This window comes from Agrobacterium radiobacter, assembly GCF_040801995.1.
GTDB classification, from domain to species: domain Bacteria; phylum Pseudomonadota; class Alphaproteobacteria; order Rhizobiales; family Rhizobiaceae; genus Agrobacterium; species Agrobacterium radiobacter.
Window position 1 is genome coordinate 2220353 of record NZ_JBEGHX010000001.1, and the last position, 17620, is coordinate 2237972.

14 protein-coding genes and 1 riboswitch are annotated in these 17620 nt (G+C 59.0%); of the genes, 8 read left to right on the plus strand and 6 right to left on the minus strand.

From position 1 onward, the window contains the following. From MRBLRC7O_RS11090 to thiC, 5 genes are all read right to left on the minus strand, one after another. Positions 1 to 1005, minus strand: a complete 1005-nt coding sequence (locus MRBLRC7O_RS11090) for a P1 family peptidase (protein WP_003504828.1) — start codon at positions 1003 to 1005, stop codon at positions 1 to 3. 88 nt (positions 1006 to 1093) lie between these two features. Next, a complete protein-coding gene (locus MRBLRC7O_RS11095) occupies positions 1094 to 1867 on the minus strand; it encodes a thiazole synthase (protein ID WP_003504832.1) in 774 nt (257 codons plus the stop codon). A 3-nt stretch (positions 1868 to 1870) separates the two neighbouring features. Continuing rightward, complete coding sequence (gene thiS / locus MRBLRC7O_RS11100; RefSeq protein ID WP_003504833.1) at positions 1871 to 2068, minus strand: sulfur carrier protein ThiS; 198 nt, start codon at positions 2066 to 2068, stop codon at positions 1871 to 1873. Then, the gene (gene thiO / locus MRBLRC7O_RS11105; RefSeq protein ID WP_003504834.1) at positions 2037 to 3041 is read right to left on the minus strand and encodes a glycine oxidase ThiO; all 1005 of its coding nucleotides are present in this window, start codon (positions 3039 to 3041) and stop codon (positions 2037 to 2039) included. Before thiO ends, thiS begins: the two co-directional genes overlap by 32 nt. 1 nt (position 3042) lies before the next feature. Beyond that, positions 3043 to 4866: a phosphomethylpyrimidine synthase ThiC gene (gene thiC / locus MRBLRC7O_RS11110; protein WP_080866451.1), complete on the minus strand. Its 1824-nt coding sequence runs from the start codon at positions 4864 to 4866 to the stop codon at positions 3043 to 3045. A 95-nt stretch (positions 4867 to 4961) separates the two neighbouring features. Then, positions 4962 to 5073: riboswitch (TPP riboswitch) on the minus strand. 182 nt (positions 5074 to 5255) lie between these two features. Here thiC and MRBLRC7O_RS11115 point away from each other — a divergent pair. Genes MRBLRC7O_RS11115 through MRBLRC7O_RS11135 form a run of 5 tightly spaced genes read left to right on the plus strand, consistent with a single transcriptional unit; the run spans position 5256 to position 11044 of the window. Continuing rightward, complete coding sequence (locus tag MRBLRC7O_RS11115) at positions 5256 to 5507, plus strand: acyl carrier protein (RefSeq protein WP_003504852.1); 252 nt, start codon at positions 5256 to 5258, stop codon at positions 5505 to 5507. After that, complete coding sequence (locus MRBLRC7O_RS11120; protein ID WP_020813437.1) at positions 5507 to 6688, plus strand: acyl-CoA dehydrogenase family protein; 1182 nt, start codon at positions 5507 to 5509, stop codon at positions 6686 to 6688. The genes MRBLRC7O_RS11115 and MRBLRC7O_RS11120 overlap by 1 nt, the downstream gene beginning before the upstream one ends. Positions 6689 to 6692: 4 nt before the next feature. Beyond that, positions 6693 to 7601: an amino acid--[acyl-carrier-protein] ligase gene (locus tag MRBLRC7O_RS11125; protein WP_003504856.1), complete on the plus strand. Its 909-nt coding sequence runs from the start codon at positions 6693 to 6695 to the stop codon at positions 7599 to 7601. A 6-nt stretch (positions 7602 to 7607) separates the two neighbouring features. Further along, a complete protein-coding gene (locus MRBLRC7O_RS11130; RefSeq protein WP_060725442.1) occupies positions 7608 to 8591 on the plus strand; it encodes a DUF1839 family protein in 984 nt (327 codons plus the stop codon). Continuing rightward, complete coding sequence (locus MRBLRC7O_RS11135; RefSeq protein WP_080866452.1) at positions 8588 to 11044, plus strand: beta-mannosidase; 2457 nt, start codon at positions 8588 to 8590, stop codon at positions 11042 to 11044. The genes MRBLRC7O_RS11130 and MRBLRC7O_RS11135 overlap by 4 nt, the downstream gene beginning before the upstream one ends. A gap of 20 nt (positions 11045 to 11064) precedes the next feature. Here the strand turns inward: MRBLRC7O_RS11135 and MRBLRC7O_RS11140 are convergent, their stop codons facing one another. Beyond that, positions 11065 to 12870, minus strand: coding sequence for an alpha/beta fold hydrolase (locus tag MRBLRC7O_RS11140; RefSeq protein ID WP_080866453.1), 1806 nt, complete (start codon positions 12868 to 12870; stop codon positions 11065 to 11067). A 344-nt stretch (positions 12871 to 13214) separates the two neighbouring features. Here MRBLRC7O_RS11140 and MRBLRC7O_RS11145 point away from each other — a divergent pair, with 344 nt between their 5' ends. From MRBLRC7O_RS11145 to MRBLRC7O_RS11155, 3 genes are all read left to right on the plus strand, one after another. Beyond that, positions 13215 to 15932, plus strand: a complete 2718-nt coding sequence (locus MRBLRC7O_RS11145; RefSeq protein ID WP_003504864.1) for an ABC transporter ATP-binding protein — start codon at positions 13215 to 13217, stop codon at positions 15930 to 15932. A gap of 43 nt (positions 15933 to 15975) precedes the next feature. Next, complete coding sequence (locus tag MRBLRC7O_RS11150; RefSeq protein WP_060725438.1) at positions 15976 to 16431, plus strand: cyclic nucleotide-binding domain-containing protein; 456 nt, start codon at positions 15976 to 15978, stop codon at positions 16429 to 16431. Between the two features lie 190 nt (positions 16432 to 16621). Beyond that, complete coding sequence (locus MRBLRC7O_RS11155) at positions 16622 to 17482, plus strand: MBL fold metallo-hydrolase (protein WP_050816427.1); 861 nt, start codon at positions 16622 to 16624, stop codon at positions 17480 to 17482. Positions 17483 to 17620: the final 138 nt, after the last annotated feature.

Genomic DNA, 17620 nt, shown 5'->3' on the forward strand with positions numbered 1-17620 from the left:
TCAAAGGCTCCGTCCATGAAGATCGCGATAGGCCTTTTGCGCTCCATCCACCGGCAAGGCCGTCGCCTCATAGACGCCACGCGCCACCGCACGCGCCATCACGATGGTGGCAAGATGGCAAAGTTCGGCGAAATGAACGCCGCCCTCAAGCGGCTTTTCACCGGTTGAGGCCGCAAACATGGTGTCGCCGTCACTCGGCAGATGGGCGGGCAGAACGGCACGCGCCAGCCCGTCATGCGCCATGATGGAAAGGCGATGCGCCTGCGCCTTGGTGAGCGCGGCATCCGTCACCACCGCACCGATGGTCGTTGCCGTGAGATTGACCCCCTTGAGCCGCAGCGCGGTGTGATCCGGCTCGAAATGAGCAGGAAAACCGCAATCGCCGTATTCACCCTGCACTTCAAAAGGCGCGGACCAGAAATGGCGGCTCGTTCCAACCGTTACGGAGCCGAGCGCATTGACGGCAACGATGGCCGCCACTTTGTAACCGCCGGAACTGACGGCGCTTGCGGAGCCGAGCCCGCCCTTGAAGGTGGCGGTCGTCGCACCCGTTCCAGCCCCGGCTGTTCCAAGCTCGAAGGGCATCGCACGCGCCGCCTCGAAGGCTGCATATCCCATCTCGCGGTAGGGCGAATGCAGACCCCAATCCTTGTCACCGCCATTCAGCAGATCCATCAGGATCGCCTGCGGCACGATGGGAACGCGGGTGGACCCCACCTGCAGCCCCCGCCCGATCTCGCGCAACCCGGCCTGAACGCCGCCCGCCGCATCCAGCCCGAAGGCGGAACCACCTGACAGCACGAAGGCATCCACCGTTTCCACCGTCATCACCGGGTCGAGCAGGCCGGTATCGCGCCCGCCCGGCGCACCGCCCAAAACAGAGCCGGAAGCAATGGCGGGTTTTTCGAAAACAATCGCCGTAACACCGGAGCCGAGGGAAAGATCGGTGACATTGCCGACCGAAACGCCGCCTATGTCAGTCAGAAGATTGGTGAGTGCCGCCATGCCGTTTCCCTTTTTTCCCGGTATCCCGCCACCATCAGGCACTGTCAACGCAAAACGTGACGTGCCTGATGTCTACGACAAGCCGCGATCAGGAAAAAACAGCCGTGCCGATCACCGGCGTCGAGGGAACGGCCATGTCCCTCGGCTCCAGCGGCCCGGAGAGATATGCCTGATGGCCGGCCTCTATGGCGTGGGCGAAAGCCTCCGCCATGCCGACCGGATCACCCGCGCCCGCAACCGCCGTGTTGAGCAGAACAGCATCGTAACCAAGCTCCATCACCGTGACCGCATGGGACGGGCGGCCGATACCGGCGTCAACAATCATCGGCACATCCGGAAAACGCGCCCGCATGGATTTCAGCGCCGTCAGATTGAGCGGCCCCATGGCGCTGCCGATTGGCGCGCACCAGGGCATCAGTACCCTGCAGCCTGCCTCCAGCAGCTTTTCGGCGACGACCAGATCGTCGGTCGTATAAGGAAAGACCTCGAAACCATCATCGCAGAGAATTTTCGCCGCTTCGACAAGCGCAAAGACATCGGGCTGCAACGTATCGTGATGACCGATGACCTCCAGCTTGATCCAGTTGGTGCGGAACACCTCGCGGGCCATCTTTGCCGTCAGCACCGCTTCCTTGACCGTATGGCACCCGGCCGTATTCGGCAGGATGTAGCGATCGAGCTCGCGGATAAGCTCGAAAAACTGACCGCCCTTCTTATTGCCGGCTGTTTCCCGGCGCAACGAAATCGTCAGAATATCCGTGTTGCTCGCCCGCACGGCATCGGCAAGCACGGCGGGGGACGGATACCGCGCCGTGCCGAGGAGAAGACGGGACGAGACTTCACGGCCATAAAGCGTCAGCATGTCTCAGCCTCCCTGCATCGGCGAGAGAATTTCGACACGGTCGAAGGCCTTCAGTTGATAGTCGGCGCGCTCTTCCGAATGCACCAGATCGCCATTGACCGCCGTTGCCAGCCATTCACCTTCATATTCGAGGCTGGCGAGCAGACCGGCCAGCGTCTCGGCGGCAAGATCAAGCTCGTCGCCATTTACCAGAAGTTTCATGATCCTGTTCCTTTTGAGAAAGAGTTTGGCAGACGATTTCAACCGCCTGACGCGCGATAGCCGGCGAGAGCAGAAAGCCATGCCGGTGTGCGCCGTTGATGAAAATGAGCCGGCCGTCTTGCGTGACTTTCGGCAGATTGTCGGGATAGGCGGGGCGCACGCCCGTGCCGGTCTCGATGATTTCCGCTTCCGCGAAAGCCGGATGCACCGCATAGGCGGCATTCAGGAATTCCACCATCGAACGGACAGAAATGTCGCCGGTATCCTCGGTTTCGATCATCGTCGCGCCCACCATAAAACGGCCGGGCTCGCGCGGCACGATGTAAAGCGGAATACGCGGATGCAGCAGCCGGACGGGACGGGACAAAAAAACTTCCGACGTGGAGAGATAGAGCATCTCTCCCCGCACGCCGCGAAGGTCGGAAATCTCTCCCACCGCAGCGGCGCCGGTGCAATCCACCACCCGGTCGAACGGTCGGTCATCCACCGGGATGCCCATATGGAACCGCACACCCATGGTGCAAAGCCGCTCATGCAGCGATTTCAGTGCAAGGCGCGGATCGAGATGCCCCTCGTCCGGAAAATAAAGCCCGGAGCGAAACCGCCCGGCAAGATCAGGCTCCAGAGCGGCGATCTCTCCCTCGTCCACCCAGCGATAGCCGCCGGTCCGCGATGCGAAACGCGAAAGCTCCGCTTTGTCGCGGGCGGGCGCGACAACCAGCGTGCCATGTCGGGCCACAAGGCCGGGGGTTGCCTCATCCCACCAGTCGAGCGCCGCCTGACCCAGCGTCAGAACGGCCTCTTCCGCATTTTCACGCTCACACCAGGGCGCCAGCATGCCGCCCGCATACCAGGATGCGCCGCGAAAGGGTCCGGCATTGCGCTCGCAAACCTCGACGGTAACGCCGTTCCGCGCCAGTTCGAAGGCCGCCGTCAAACCGGCGACCCCCGTTCCCTTGACCAGAACGCGCATGCTATTCGGCATCCGCAGGCGTCGCGAGCGGCATATAAAGCTCCCCGCCTTCCTTGAAGCGCGCGGCCATGGCCTCCAGCCCCTCCTTCTGCGCCTCGGCGCGGATATCGTGGGAAATCCGCATCGAGCAGAATTTCGGCCCGCACATGGAGCAGAAATGCGCGACCTTGTGCGCCTCCTTCGGCAGCGTCTCGTCATGGAAGGACCGGGCCGTATCCGGATCGAGCGACAGGTTGAACTGGTCTTCCCAGCGGAACTCGAACCTTGCGCGCGACAGCGCATCGTCCCGCACCTGTGCGGCCGGATGGCCCTTGGCGAGATCGGCCGCGTGCGCGGCGATCTTATAAGTGATGACGCCCACCTTCACGTCGTTACGATCAGGCAGGCCGAGATGTTCCTTGGGCGTGACGTAGCAGAGCATGGCCGTGCCGAACCAGCCGATCATCGCAGCACCGATGCCCGAAGTGATATGGTCGTAACCGGGCGCAATATCGGTGGTGAGAGGTCCAAGCGTATAGAAGGGCGCCTCGCCGCAGGTCTTCAGCTGCTTGTCCATATTCTCCTTGATCTTGTGCATCGGCACATGGCCGGGGCCTTCGATCATCACCTGGCAATCCTTAGCCCAGGCGATCTGCGTCAGCTCGCCAAGCGTTTCCAGTTCCGCGAACTGCGCCGCGTCATTGGCGTCGGCAATCGAGCCGGGTCTAAGACCATCGCCCAGCGAGAAGGAAACGTCATAGGCGCGGCAGATGTCGCAAATCTCGTCGAAATGCTCGTAGAGGAAACTTTCCTTGTGGTGATGCAGACACCACTTCGCCATGATCGACCCGCCGCGCGACACGATGCCGGTGACGCGACTGACGGTGAGCGGGATGTAGTGCAGCCGGACGCCGGCATGGATGGTGAAATAGTCCACGCCCTGTTCCGCCTGTTCGATCAGCGTATCGCGGAACACCTCCCAGTTGAGATCCTCGGCAATGCCGTTGACCTTCTCCAGCGCCTGATAAAGCGGCACCGTGCCGATCGGTACCGGCGAATTGCGGATGATCCATTCGCGGATATTGTGGATGTTGCGCCCTGTCGAAAGGTCCATGACGGTATCGGCGCCCCAGCGGATCGCCCAGACCATCTTCTCCACCTCTTCCGCCATGGAGGAGGTGACGGCGGAATTGCCGATATTGGCGTTGATCTTCACCAGAAAATTGCGGCCGATGATCATCGGTTCAAGTTCCGGATGGTTGATGTTGGCGGGAATGATGGCGCGGCCCGACGCCACTTCCTGACGGACGAATTCCGCCGTGACGTAATCAGGGATATGCGCGCCGAAACTCTCGCCGTCACGCGCGAGCTTCTCCTTCGCTGCCTCGCGCCCGAGATTTTCGCGAATGGCGATGAATTCCATTTCCGGCGTGATGATACCTGCCCGCGCATAGGCAAGCTGGGTCACGGCTTTACCTGCCGTGGCTCTGAGCGGCTGGTGGCGCACGGAAAATTCGGGCGTCAGCCGTTCGCCGGTGGCAAAGCCGTTATCCTCCGGCTTGAGGTGCCGGCCATCATAAGCCTCGACATCGCCCCGCGCTACAACCCACTCGTGACGCAGACGCGGCAGACCCTTTTCAATCAGAACGGGATGGGTAGGGTCGGTATAGGGACCGGAGGAATCATAGACCGTCACCGGCGGTTCGCCCGCCGTCGGATGGACGGCGATCTCGCGCATCGGTACGCGGATATGCGGATGTAAAATGCCTGATTTGTGGATTTTCGTGGAGGCGGCATGCGGCCCGGTGGTGACGGAAAGCGGGATATTCTTGGCAGCGATATTCATCTTGAGGCTCCAAAGCTTAACAGTGGAGACCCAGTTCGAGCCGGAATGATGGAAAATACCGAAGTGCCGAAACACGGCGTCATGCGCCCGTCCGACATCAGGTCTTTGCACCGTCCCTACGCCAGTATGAACTGGATCAGGTTCAACGGGTCACTGCGCATGAAAGCAGAATCTCAGCCCCTTGACGGGACACCCCTGGTGAATGACCCCAGCAAAAAACACCATCAGGCATTTGTCAAGGCCGACGATCCATGCTTGGCAAAGGTGCGGGAATGGCGCATGCTGCCGTTAGTTGTAATTAACCTAACGGTTTAGGCGAATATTATCGTTTGCAACGTAACGATAAGCACAAACCATCCTGATGTGAAATTTATGGGAGATACGTCGGAATGAATGCGACTATACGTGAAATACTGGCCAAATTCGGCCAGCTTCCAACCCCCGTCGATACGATTGCAGATGAAGCCGATCTTTACGCGGCGGGGCTTTCTTCCTTCGCATCGGTGCAATTGATGCTCGGCATCGAAGAAGCATTCGATATCGAATTCCCGGACAATCTGCTGAACCGCAAGTCGTTTGCCAGCATCAAGGCCATTGAAGACACCGTTAAGCTCATTCTGGATGGTAAAGAGGCAGCCTGATGAACGTCACCGTAGCGCCGCAGGATGAAACGCTGTCCGCGCGCGCGGGCCGTGTCGCAGCAATTGCCGCCAAACACGCAGATGAGGTGGATGTTACCGGCCGCTTTCCGCAGGAAGCCGTTGATACACTCAGGCAGGAACGCCTGCTCGGCATTCAGGTCCCCGCTTCGCTCGGTGGCGAAGGTACTTCCCTGCAGGAAATCGCCGATATCTGCGCCCGGCTCGGCCAGGCCTGTTCCGCAACCGCGATGATTTTCGCCATGCACCACATCAAGCTGTCCAGCCTTGTGGAACATGGCGAGGCGAGCGCATGGCATGCGGGCTTCATGAGCCGCGTCGCGGCGGAACAGCTGCTGCTCGGCTCAGCCACCACCGAAGGCGGCATCGGCGGCAATCTGCGCAACTCCATCTGCGCAATCGAGGTCGAAGGCGATTTCTGCCGGCTGGAAAAGGACGCCACCGTCATTTCCTATGGCAGCAATGCCGATGCGATCCTCATCACCTCGCGCACCCATAAGGATGCCGCGCCCGCCGATCAGGTGATGACCGTATTCCTGAAAAACCAGTACACGCTCGAAAAAACCCATGTCTGGGATACGCTCGGCATGCGCGGTACCTGTTCGGATGGTTTCCTGTTTCGCGGCGAAGCGCCGGCGGCACAGATCTTCCCGAAGCCTTTCGCGGAAATCGCAGCGCAATCCATGCTTGCAAGCTCGCATCTTCTCTGGAGCGCCGTCTGGTATGGCATCGCGTCGGATGCCGTGCTGCGCGCGCAGTCTTTCGTCAGAGCCGCAGCGCGCAAGTCGCCCGGCACGGCTCCTCCCGGCGCGATCCGCCTTGCGGAGGTTTCCACCAAGCTGCAGGTGGTGAAATCCAACATCATCGCCGGCATCAAGGCTTACGAGGATACCAAGAGCGACCCGGAAAAACTGATGTCGATGGCCTTTGCCGTCGCCATGAACAATGTGAAGATCTGCTCTTCGGAAACCATTCTTGAAATCATTGACCACGCCATGCTGGTCTGCGGCATCATGGGCTACAAGAACGGCACGCCCTACAGCCTCGGCCGGCACCTTCGCGACGCGCATTCTGCCCGTCTGATGATTTCCAACGACCGCATTCTCGGCAATTCCGCCAATCTCCTGCTGGTTCACAAGCAGGACACCAGCCTCTTGGGATAAGACCATGGACATGCAAACATCGTTTCTCGATCGACTGTTCGAAGAAGGCCTGCTGATTGAAACGGGTGTGGACGGTCTTTATGGACGCAGCGGCCAGTTCGAGGACGTGATTGCCGCATTCGAGCGGCTGATCGACCGCACGGGCGGCGCTGATGGCGCCGAAGCGATCCGTTTTCCGCCCGGCATCAACCGCGCCTACTTCGAAAAGAGCGGTTACATGAAGAGCTTCCCGCAGCTCGCCGGCACCGTCCACTCCTTCTGCGGCTGCGAACTCGACCATGTCAGCCTGCTGAAAACCATGGATGAGGGCGGTGACTGGACCAAGGACCAGAAAGCGACAGACATCGTGCTGACGCCGGCGGCCTGCTACCCGCTTTATCCGACGATTGCCAAGCGCGGCGCGCTACCTGCCGGCGGCGGTCTCTATGACATCCAGTCCTATTGCTTCCGCCATGAACCCTCCAAGGATCCGGCCCGCCAGCAGCTTTTCCGCATGCGCGAATATGTTTGCATGGGTACCGAGTCCGACGTCACCGAATTCCGCCAGACCTGGATGGATCGCGGCGTCGAGATGATGAAAGCAGTCGGGCTCGACGTCACCATCGATGTCGCCAACGATCCGTTCTTCGGCCGTGCCGGCAAGATGCTGGCCAACAACCAGCGCGACCAGAACCTGAAATTCGAACTGCTGATCCCGGTCACATCGACGACCAGCCCGACGGCCTGCATGAGCTTCAACTATCACCAGGATGCCTTCGGCCAGAAATGGGGTCTTAACCTCGACAATGGCGATGTCGCCCATACCGCCTGCGTTGGTTTCGGCCTTGAGCGCATCGCGCTCGCGCTGTTTGCGCATCATGGCCTCGACGTGAAGAAATGGCCTGCGAAGGTCGTGGAAACGCTCTGGGGCTGATCATTCATGCGGCAGATTTTTCCCGGTCTCGACCCCCAAAATTATGTGCAGCATCCGCTCCATTCCTCCGAGAGAATGTGGCCGGAAACGAATTGCTACATCGATTTGTGGATCGAGGTGCTGGCCTCGAAAGGCTTATCCCCGGAAGCCATGTTCGGTTTCACCCTGACACAGGATTTCGAAGGCGACCAGTTCACCTTCTTCAAGGTGCCGCTGGAAGATCTCGAAGCACTTTATGGCGTTCGCGCCACCGAACTTGCGATCTTCGACAGGGTGGAAAACCATATCGAGGCGCAGCTGGAACGCGGCCGCATCTGCCTGATCGAGATGGACAGCTTCTATATGCCCGATACCCATGGGGTGGGCTACCAGAAAGAACACGGCAAGACCACCATCGCCATCAACCGGCTCGACCTCGCGAAACGTGAACTCGACTATTTCCACAATGCCGGCTTCTTCCATCTTGCAGGCGAAGATTTTGACGGCCTGTTCCAGCATCATCTGGCGGAAACCGATCCGCCCTTCCTGCCCTATACGGAGTTTGCGAAATTCGCTGACGGCAATCCTTCGCCGACGCATATTCGCAAGACCGCCGAACGGCTCTTGAAGTTTCATTTTTCGCGCCGACCCTCCGCCAACCCGGTCAGGGCTTTCGCAAGCGTCTTTCCGGCACAGGTGGAAAAGGTTGCCGACAGGCCATTCGGTTTTTTCCACAAATATGCCTTCAACACGCTGCGTCAGCTCGGCGCCAACTTCGAGCTTTTGGCAAGCCATCTCGAGTGGCTGGACAGGAATGAATTCGCTGAAGCGAGGGATCACGCGCTGCGCATATCCGAAGTCGCCAAGACGGTACAGTTCCAGCTTGCCCGCGCCGTCACCCGGCGCAAGTTCGATGCGCTCGCGTCAGTACTCGATCCGGCGGCGGATGCATGGGATGACGTGATGGAAGCGCTTGCGGCCAAACTGTCTGATGCCAGCGAGGCAGCGTGAGGACCTATCTTCCGGGTGAAAGCGAGGAATTGCTGAGCGAAGGCTGGACGCTGACGCTGACGCCCGCCGATGCCTGCGAAACACCCTCCGATATTCCCGCATCGCTTGAAAGCCTTCACGTCTCCGTGCCCGGAACCGTGGCGCAGGCTCTGGAATCGGCCGAAAAGTTCGACCGCCTTGCTCCAGCGCCCCTCAATGACAGGGATGCCTGGTATCGGCTGACGATGATTTCCGATACGCGCGAACGCGCCACACTGCGCTTCGATGGTCTCTCCACCATTGCCGAAATCTTCTTCAACGGTGAGCTGATCGCCGCAAGCCAGAGCATGTTCGAAAGGCTGGAAGTGCCTGTCGAACTAACGGGCGCAGACGAACTTTCGATCTGCTTCCGGGCGCTTGCGCCGAGACTTGAAAAAACCGGGCCCCGCGCCCGCTGGCGGCCGCAAATGATGAATACGCAGGGCTTGCGGCTGATCCGCACCACTGCACTGGGTTACATGCCCGGATGGTGCCCGGAAATCCACGCCGCCGGCCCCTGGCGACCCATCAGCCTGATAAGGCAGGACGGAGTGCTCTGCACGCTCCGGTCTTCGCTGGACGGAGACGGAACGGGAACGGTCAGCATCGTGCTGCAAAGCAACCGCCCGATAAAATCGGCAAGGCTTGGCTGTGCCGGTTACAGCGCCGATCTTTCTCCGGACGAGGGCGGCAAGCTTTCCGGCGAATTGCGCATATCCGATGTCGAACAATGGTGGCCGCATACCCATGGCAGGCCGGCTCTGCATGAGGTCGTTCTCGAGCTGGACGGCACGCAACATCACCTTGGGCGCACGGGCTTCCGGCAAGTCGAGATCGATCACGGCGAAGACGGCAACGGTTTCGGCCTCAAGGTGAACGGTCAGCAGGTATTCTGCCGCGGCGCGGTATGGACGACGGCCGATATTGTGCGCCTGCCGGGAACGCGGCCGGACTATGAACCATGGCTTAGAAAAGCCGCTGAAGCGGGCATGAACATGATCCGCATCGGCGGCACCATGGCCTATGAGACGCCGGAATTCTTCGCGCTTTGCGACGAGCTTGGCATCATGGTCTGGCAGGATGCCATGCTCGCCAATTTCGATTACCCGGCAAAGGACGAGAGCCTGCGCCAGCATATCGTGACGGAAATCTCGCAGTTCCTGGAAGCGATCGCGCTTTCTCCATCGCTTGCCGTTTTCTGCGGCGGCAGTGAAATGTACCAGCAGGGAGCTATGCTCGGCCTGCCAGAGCAGATATGGAAGGGAACGCTTACCGAGGAAGTCCTGCCGGAACTCCTCGCCGAGAAGCGGCCAGATGCAGCCTATGTCGCCAATTCCCCTTCCGGCGGCGCATTGCCCTTCTTTCCCAACGTCGGGGTCGGCCATTATTACGGCGTGGGCGCCTATTGCCGCCCGCTGGAAGATGCGCGCCGCGCCAATCTGCGCTTTGCCGCCGAGTGCCTCGCCTTCGCCAATATTCCCGAACAGGAAACGCTGGACAGATATCTTCCCGGCGTCGCCGTGCACGATCCACGGTGGAAAGCCCGCGCACCGCGTGATCGTGGCGCCTCCTGGGATTTCGAGGATGTTCGCGATCACTATCTGAAACTGCTCTACGACGTCGAACCGGACGTGCTGCGTCGCGAAGATGGCGGCCTTTATCTCGACATGTCCCGGGCCGCGACGGCCGAGGTCATGGAGGCGACTTTTGCCGAATGGCGGCGCAGCGGTTCCTCCTGTCAGGGCGCTCTGGTCTGGACCCTGCAGGATCTCGTTCCCGGCGCGGGCTGGGGCATTATCGATGCGACCGGCAGGCCGAAATCCGTTTGGCATGCACTGAAAAGGGCGTTCCGTCCCATTCAGGTCGGCCTTTCAGATGAGGGCACGAACGGGCTGGATATCCATCTCATCAACGAGACCGGCGGCGGCTTTGAAGCCATGCTGGAACTGACCTGCCTGCGCGAAGGTGTGCAACCTGTCGTTCACGCCAAACGACCGCTCACGCTTTTGCCGCGGCAGGGCCAGACGATTGCCGCAACAGATTTGTTCGGCGCCTTTTTCGATACGACCTATGCCTATCGTTTCGGCCCTCCGTCCCATGATGTAACGGTCGCCAGGCTTCGCGACGTTGCGACAGGACATGTCATCGCCGACGCGTTCCATTTCCCTCTCGGCCGTAAAAAGGCGCTGCATGCCGCGAACCTTCAGGTCGCGCTCAGCGAAACGAGCGGCAACTGGTCTCTTGAAATCGGCGCGGACCGGCTGGCGCAGTCCGTCCATGTCGAGGTGCAGGGTTACCGCGCGTCGGAAAACTGGTTCCATCTCGGCCCTGGCGAGACCAGAAAAATCGGCCTCCTACCGGAGACCCCGGCGACAGAAGCTCCTCCTTCCGGAGAGGTCGTGTCACTCGGTTCCAGCCGGCGATTTTCCTTCTAGGGCACGACCGCTAAGCGTTTTTACTGCAAATGCTCGAGAGCCAGTCGCTTCACCGCGTCGATATAGGTTTGTTTGGCTTCAGGCGTTGAAAGATTGTGATCGGCATCAGGAATGATGGTCAGCGACACGTTCTGATAGGCTGATAGCCCTTCGCCATTGGCATCAAAATAATATTGGAAGTGCTCCAGACCATCATCGTTGTCGCTGTAAAGCAGATGGACGGCGGTATCATTCGCCTTCAATTTGTCGAACGCGCCATAAACGGCACGCCCTTCCTCGCTCCCCCTGCGGAACAGCCTCGCCGTTTTTGTCGAAAGCCTCTTGATCGTCGCCTTGACGATATTCAGTCCGGCACTTGCCACATCGACATCGCCGCTGATGAGACGCTTGAATGTCGCGCCCTGGCGAAAGCGCTGGCTGTATTCCCCGAAGGAACGCGGCCGTTTATGCAAGGCCTCATCCACCGAGCGGCCTTTGCGCCAATGGAAGACCACCGGATTGACCGCGACAACCGCACCGATCCGCTCATCGGCGATTGCGCCGTTGAAGGCGAGATAAGCGCCGCTGCACCGGCCCGCCGCAATGAAAGGCCCCTTGCCGCGCTTGCCGAGAAAATCGAGTGCGGCAGCCACGTCGTCATTCTGCGCGACATCGTAGAGAACCTGCTCAGGCACATTCTTGACCGGAGGGCTGTCGGCAATATTGGCCGCGTCGAAGCGAAGCGATGCCACACCCTCACGCGCCAATGCTCGGGCCATCTGAACGGAAAGCCTGCCCCAGCCCGCATGCCGGTCATAGGCAGCGCCAAGTAGAAGAACCGAAGAAACCACATCCCCATCATCTGGCCCGCAAAAAACGCCGAAAAGCCGTCCGCCATCTCCAAACTGCACCGGCTGCTCGACGAAACCGCGACCGCGCTGCGGAGCATTGAGGGTGAAATCCTCCAGAGGCATCGCCGCACTCTCGGCGTGGGTCTGAGAGAGAACCCAGTCGACCAGCCGATTGACCACATCGTCGGATATTTTCGAGAGCGTCGGGCTGGAGACGAGATCGTCGTAACCTGAAAACTCCGCCTCCTCCACCTTAGCGCCGGTCGTGGCAAGATGTTTGGCGAAATCGGCATCGGTCACGCGGCCCGGTCGGGAGAGAGCCAGAATGGTGCGCGCCGGAGCAGCCGCGAGATTGGAAAGATTGGTCTTCCTGATCGCATCCGCAACACCCGCAGGCATGGTCATGCCGGCAATCGATCCCGCTTCCATCATCCTCTGCGCGGGCCGAAGGCCTAAACCATCGTCGATCATCGACGACCACATCGCCAACTCACGCAGATAGGCGCGGCCGGAAACGACAGGCGCCAGAAACGCCATGGAACCCGCTTCGGCCACATCGGCAAACGCCTGTGCCGCTATCAGACAACCGAGGCCCTGAGCGACGACAACCACCTCAGTGCAGCCGGAAAGACGCTTCAGACAGTTGAGCGCTACGCGCACATCCGAAACCCAGTCCGCCGCGCGGCCCGCATCATCAGGGTCAAGCGCGTCACCCGCGCCGAGATAATCAAATCGAAGGCTAGCGACACCGCAGGCGGCCAGCCGCTCGGCCAGTACCCGTTGAAACTTGCGGCTGCAGAGCTCCTCCATGCCCCATGGGCTGACGAAAAGAACGGCATGGCCTTGCCTGACTTGCTTGTGCGCCGGATGGAAAATCCCGGTGAGCCCGTCAAAAGAAACCGGATGCGCAACCGCCCCATGCGAGGCAATGCCGGAAAGCGACAATGCATCAAGGGACGGATCGCTGCCTGCACGCTCTGAAATATCTATCGCCATCGACCTTGCCATCATTGCGCCAGTGTCTGGCTCAACCCTCGCGGGATCATTGCATCGAAGCGTCTTAACGCCTGATCTACAATAAAAACAACAATATTAGAGAAGTCTAAAAATATAGTCGCATTTATATCCCTTGTCGCCCACACGTTGCAAAAACAAAAGCGGGGGTGACGGAGAAGTCTCGGCAGGGCCGCTATTTTGCTCGAAACCGCTTGAATATACTGATAAATAGCGAGTCCCACACCTATTTGCAGGAGGAGGTTGCGCCACCCGGCCACCGGATCGTCTAGACACCGCGCAAACCAACACGCCGGGCCTCGCCCGCCAGGTCATAGAAGTTTTATATGGAACAAAGCCTTACGCGTTATATCTGGTCGCACACGAGGCGGCAGCAGCTTTTCATTCTGCTGATCGTGGCCCTCTCGATGATCCCCTATTTCCTCGCCTTCGATCTGCCCAAGCAGATCGTCAACGGCCCAATTCAGGGGGATGGTTTCGAAGGGGCGAATGCGACGCAGCTTTTCATGCATCTCACGGTCGATATTCCCTATTGGGGCACCGTGACATTATTCCCCGGGCTTGAGCTCAACCGCATGTCGATGCTGATGGCGCTCAGCCTGACGTTCCTTGCGCTTGTCGTCATCAACGGTCTTTTCAAATATTATATCAATACCTTCAAGGGTCGCCTCGGCGAACGACTTCTGCGGCGTATCCGCTTCGAGCTCATAGACAAGATTCTGCGGTTCCCACCCTCCCATTTCAAACGGGTCAAGGGCGCTGAAATCTCCAGCATGGTGAAGGACGAGGTTGAGCCGCTCGGCGGCTTTACCGGCGACGCCTTCGTGCAGCCGGCCCTTCTCGGCGGCCAGGCGCTCTCCGCGCTCTTCTTCATTCTCGTTCAGAATTTCTGGCTGGGCCTGATCGCAGCTTTCATGGCGGCAATCCAGGTGGGCATCATTCCCAAAATGCGCCGCCGCCTCATCGAGCTCGGCCGCCAGCGGCAGCTGAGCGCCCGCCAGCTTGCCGGACGCATCGGCGAAATGGTCGACGGTATCGGCACCATCCACGCCTATGACACCTCCAACTACGAGCGCGCGGATGCCTCGCATCGCCTCGGCGACATCTTCAAGATCCGCTACGATCTCTACCAGTGGAAGTTTCTGGTCAAATTCATCAATAACTTCCTCGCGCAGCTGACACCCTTCTTCTTTTATGCGCTCGGCGGTTATCTCACACTGAAGGGCAGTCTCGATGTCGGGCAGCTGGTCGCCGTCATCAATGCCTATAAGGAACTGCCGGGACCGCTGAAAGAACTGATCGACTGGGATCAGGCACGCCAGGACGTGCAGGTGAAATACGAGCAGGTCTTCGAGCAGTTCGATGCCCCGAACATGATCGAAGAGAAGGTGCAGAAACTGTCTCCCGGCACCGTTGCTGCAATCAGCGCCCCGATCGTCGTCGCCAATCTGACGCTCGAGGATGATAGCGGCAGCCGGCTTCTGGAGCAGGCATCGCTGAAGGTCGAGCCGGGTGAGGTGATCGCCATCGTCGGCGGCTCGGGCGCCGAGGCGCTGGCGGATGCGATCGGCCGCACGCTCTGGCCAACCTCTGGCAAGATCAGCATCAACGACGTCGACATATTGGAACTGCCGGAATCGCTCACCGGGCGGCGCATTTCTTATGTCTCCTCGGACAGTTACTTCTTCCACGCCAGCCTGAAGGACAATCTGCTTTACGGCCTCAAACACGCCCCGCTTGCCGACAGGGACTATGAGGGCGCGGCGCTGGAACACCGCAAGTGGGAAATCCGCGAAGCCAAAATGGCGGGAAATCCACTGATCGATATCAACAGCGAATGGATCGATTACGCTTCAAGCCCGGCCGGCGACGGCAAACCGGAAAATCTTATCCAGGCCATTCTGGCCGTCCTCGACAGCGTGGAGCTCTCACAGGATATTCTGGAATTTGCGCTGCGTTCGTCGATCGATCCTTTGACCGACCTGCATCTTGCCGCCCGCATCGTGGAGTTGCGGCATGTCCTGCGGGCCGAACTGGAGAAGGAAAATCTGAGCGGCCTCATCGCACCCTTTGAACTGGAGAGCTACAACAGCGAGGCGACGGTCGGTGAAAACCTTCTGTTCGGCACCATGCGGGATTCGTCCCAGACGATCAGAATCGTCATCGAAAGCGACTATTTCCGCGCCCTGATGCGCGAAACCGGTCTCGTCAAAACCCTGTTCGAAATGGGTTACACGATTGCCGAAAACATCGTGGAAATCTTCGCCGACCTGCCGGGAGATCACCCCTTCTTCCAGCAGCTTACCTTCATGACCCCCGATGACATTCCAGTCTATCAGCAGATGCTGCAGCGGCTTCAGGGAAAGAGTTTCGACGAGGCCAATGAAAACGAAAAGCGCGCAATGCTGCGGCTCAGCTTCTTCTACATCGAGCCTCGCCAGCGTTTCGGCCTGCTGTCGCCGGAGATCATGAACCGGATCGTCGAAGTCCGACACATGTTCCATGAGAACCTGCCCGACAGCCTGAAAAACGTGATCGAAATCTACGATCCGACCAAATACATGAGCGCTACCAGCCTTCTGGACAACATCCTCTTCGGCAAGGTCGGCCATCGTTACACCGACGCCTCGCGGCGCATCACCCGCATCGTGGCCGATGTCATGCGCAAGCAGGGTGTCTATGAGCGCGTGCTGGCGGTGGGTCTGGACTTCAACCTCGGCGCCGGCGGCAAACGGCTTGGCCCGCTCCAGCGCCAGAAGCTCAATCTGGCACGGGCGCTGATCCGCAAATCCGATTATTACGTCTTCAACCGCCCTCTCCCCGGCCTCGATCCCCGACAGCAGGAGGAAATTGTTGAACGGGTCATCACACTCCTGAAACAGAACAACAATAACCCGTCGATCATATGGGTTCTGTCGAATGCGACGCTCTCTCGCATGTTCAAGCGAGTGATCGTTGTTCATCAGGGTCTGATCACCGCCGACGGAAGTTACGAGACTCTCGCCGAGGAAAACGGTACATTCAAGGACATGGTCGCAACATAAGTCCAAGAAGGTGACCGAGGTGGAACAAGAACAGGGTAAGTCAATGCTGTTTAAAGACGAAATTCAAATGCTGAAAAGGGTCCCGTTTTTTTCTGAAATGGAACCGTCAAAGCTCAAACTACTCGCATTCGCGTCCGACCGAGTATCCTATCATGCTGGCGACGTACTGTTTCATCAGGGAGACGTCGGCGATGCGGCCTATGTTCTCTTGACCGGAAAAGTCGATGTTCTCGTCGATTCCCCTTCGGGCACGCTGAAAGTGGCCGAAATGACCGGTAATGCCATTGTCGGCGAAATCGCAATCCTTTGCGATAGCGTCAGAACAGCGACCGTTCGCGCCTCCACCAATGTGGAAGCCCTGCGCATCGGCAAGGAACAGTTCTTCAAGCTCATGTCCGATTTCCCTGACATCACCATCAAGGTCATGCGTGTTCTCGCCGAACGCCTTACCCAGACGACGGCGGAACTGAGCAAAGCGCGAACGAGCGTCAGGACATAAACGGCAATTCCTTGCTACCGTGAATGGCGATATTGGAAAAATAAATGTCGTACTATTGCAATATAAATGAAATGCTGACTGAATAAGGGGTAAAGGCTTCCGCCAGAAACGAGCGGATATAAGAATCTATAGAGACAACGGGCTTCATGGGAGGAAAGCGTGCAAGATTCCGTTGTTATTGGGGTGTGTCATGGCGTTCGATTCCGACACAGCAAGTCGGGAAAGTAATAGAAATTTTCGGGTAAAGATCTGGGGTGCGCGGGGAACGCTTCCTGTTTCAGGTGAAAACTTCCGAAAATACGGCGGGAATACCATCTGCATCGAGGTAAGATGCGGCGATCACGTTCTTTTGTTCGATGCGGGTTCGGGCTTGCATCCCGCTGGCCTTGCCTTGCGGGCGGAAGGCATTACCGACGTCAACCTGTTCTTCTCGCATTGCCATTACGACCACATTGTCGGCTTCCCCTATTTCAAGCCCTTTTATAACAGCTCCAACGATGTGGCCATCTGGTCGGGCCACCTTGCCGGCACCATGACGACCCGGGAAATGCTCAGGGATTTCATGAGCCCGCCCTGGTTCCCCGTGCCGCTGGAGATCTGTTGTGCCAAGATCGCAACGCGGGACTTCCTGCCCGGCGATGCGCTTGACGTGCATCCCGGCCTTTCGATCAGAACCGGAATGCTCAACCATCCCGGCAACGCCATCGGATACCGGCTGGACTGGGAAGGAAAATCCCTTGCCATCATCACCGACACCGAACATGAGCCGGGCAGCATCGACGAAACCGTGCTCGACCTGATCAGGGATGTCGATCTTTTCCTCTATGACGCCATGTTCACCGATGAGGAAATGGGCCTTTATCGCGGTTATGGCCATTCGTCCTGGCAACAGGCGATCCGCCTCGCCAAACTCGCTGGCGCAAAAAATGTCGGTTTCATCCACCACGCCCCCAGCCGCAGCGACGAGGAACTGGACAGCATCGAAAAACAGGCAAAAGCTCTGTTCAGCGGCGCGTTCGCGGCCATGGACGGCCAGATCATCGAACTCTGATCGCAACTTGGCTCCGGCGAAGATTTGATCTTGCCGACCGTTTTTTCGAAGTCCTGATTCAACATCTTTTGCACGCAGGCATTCGAACACGCACAATTGACTGTTTGCGATCAATTGCTCCACGATATTGCCACGAGA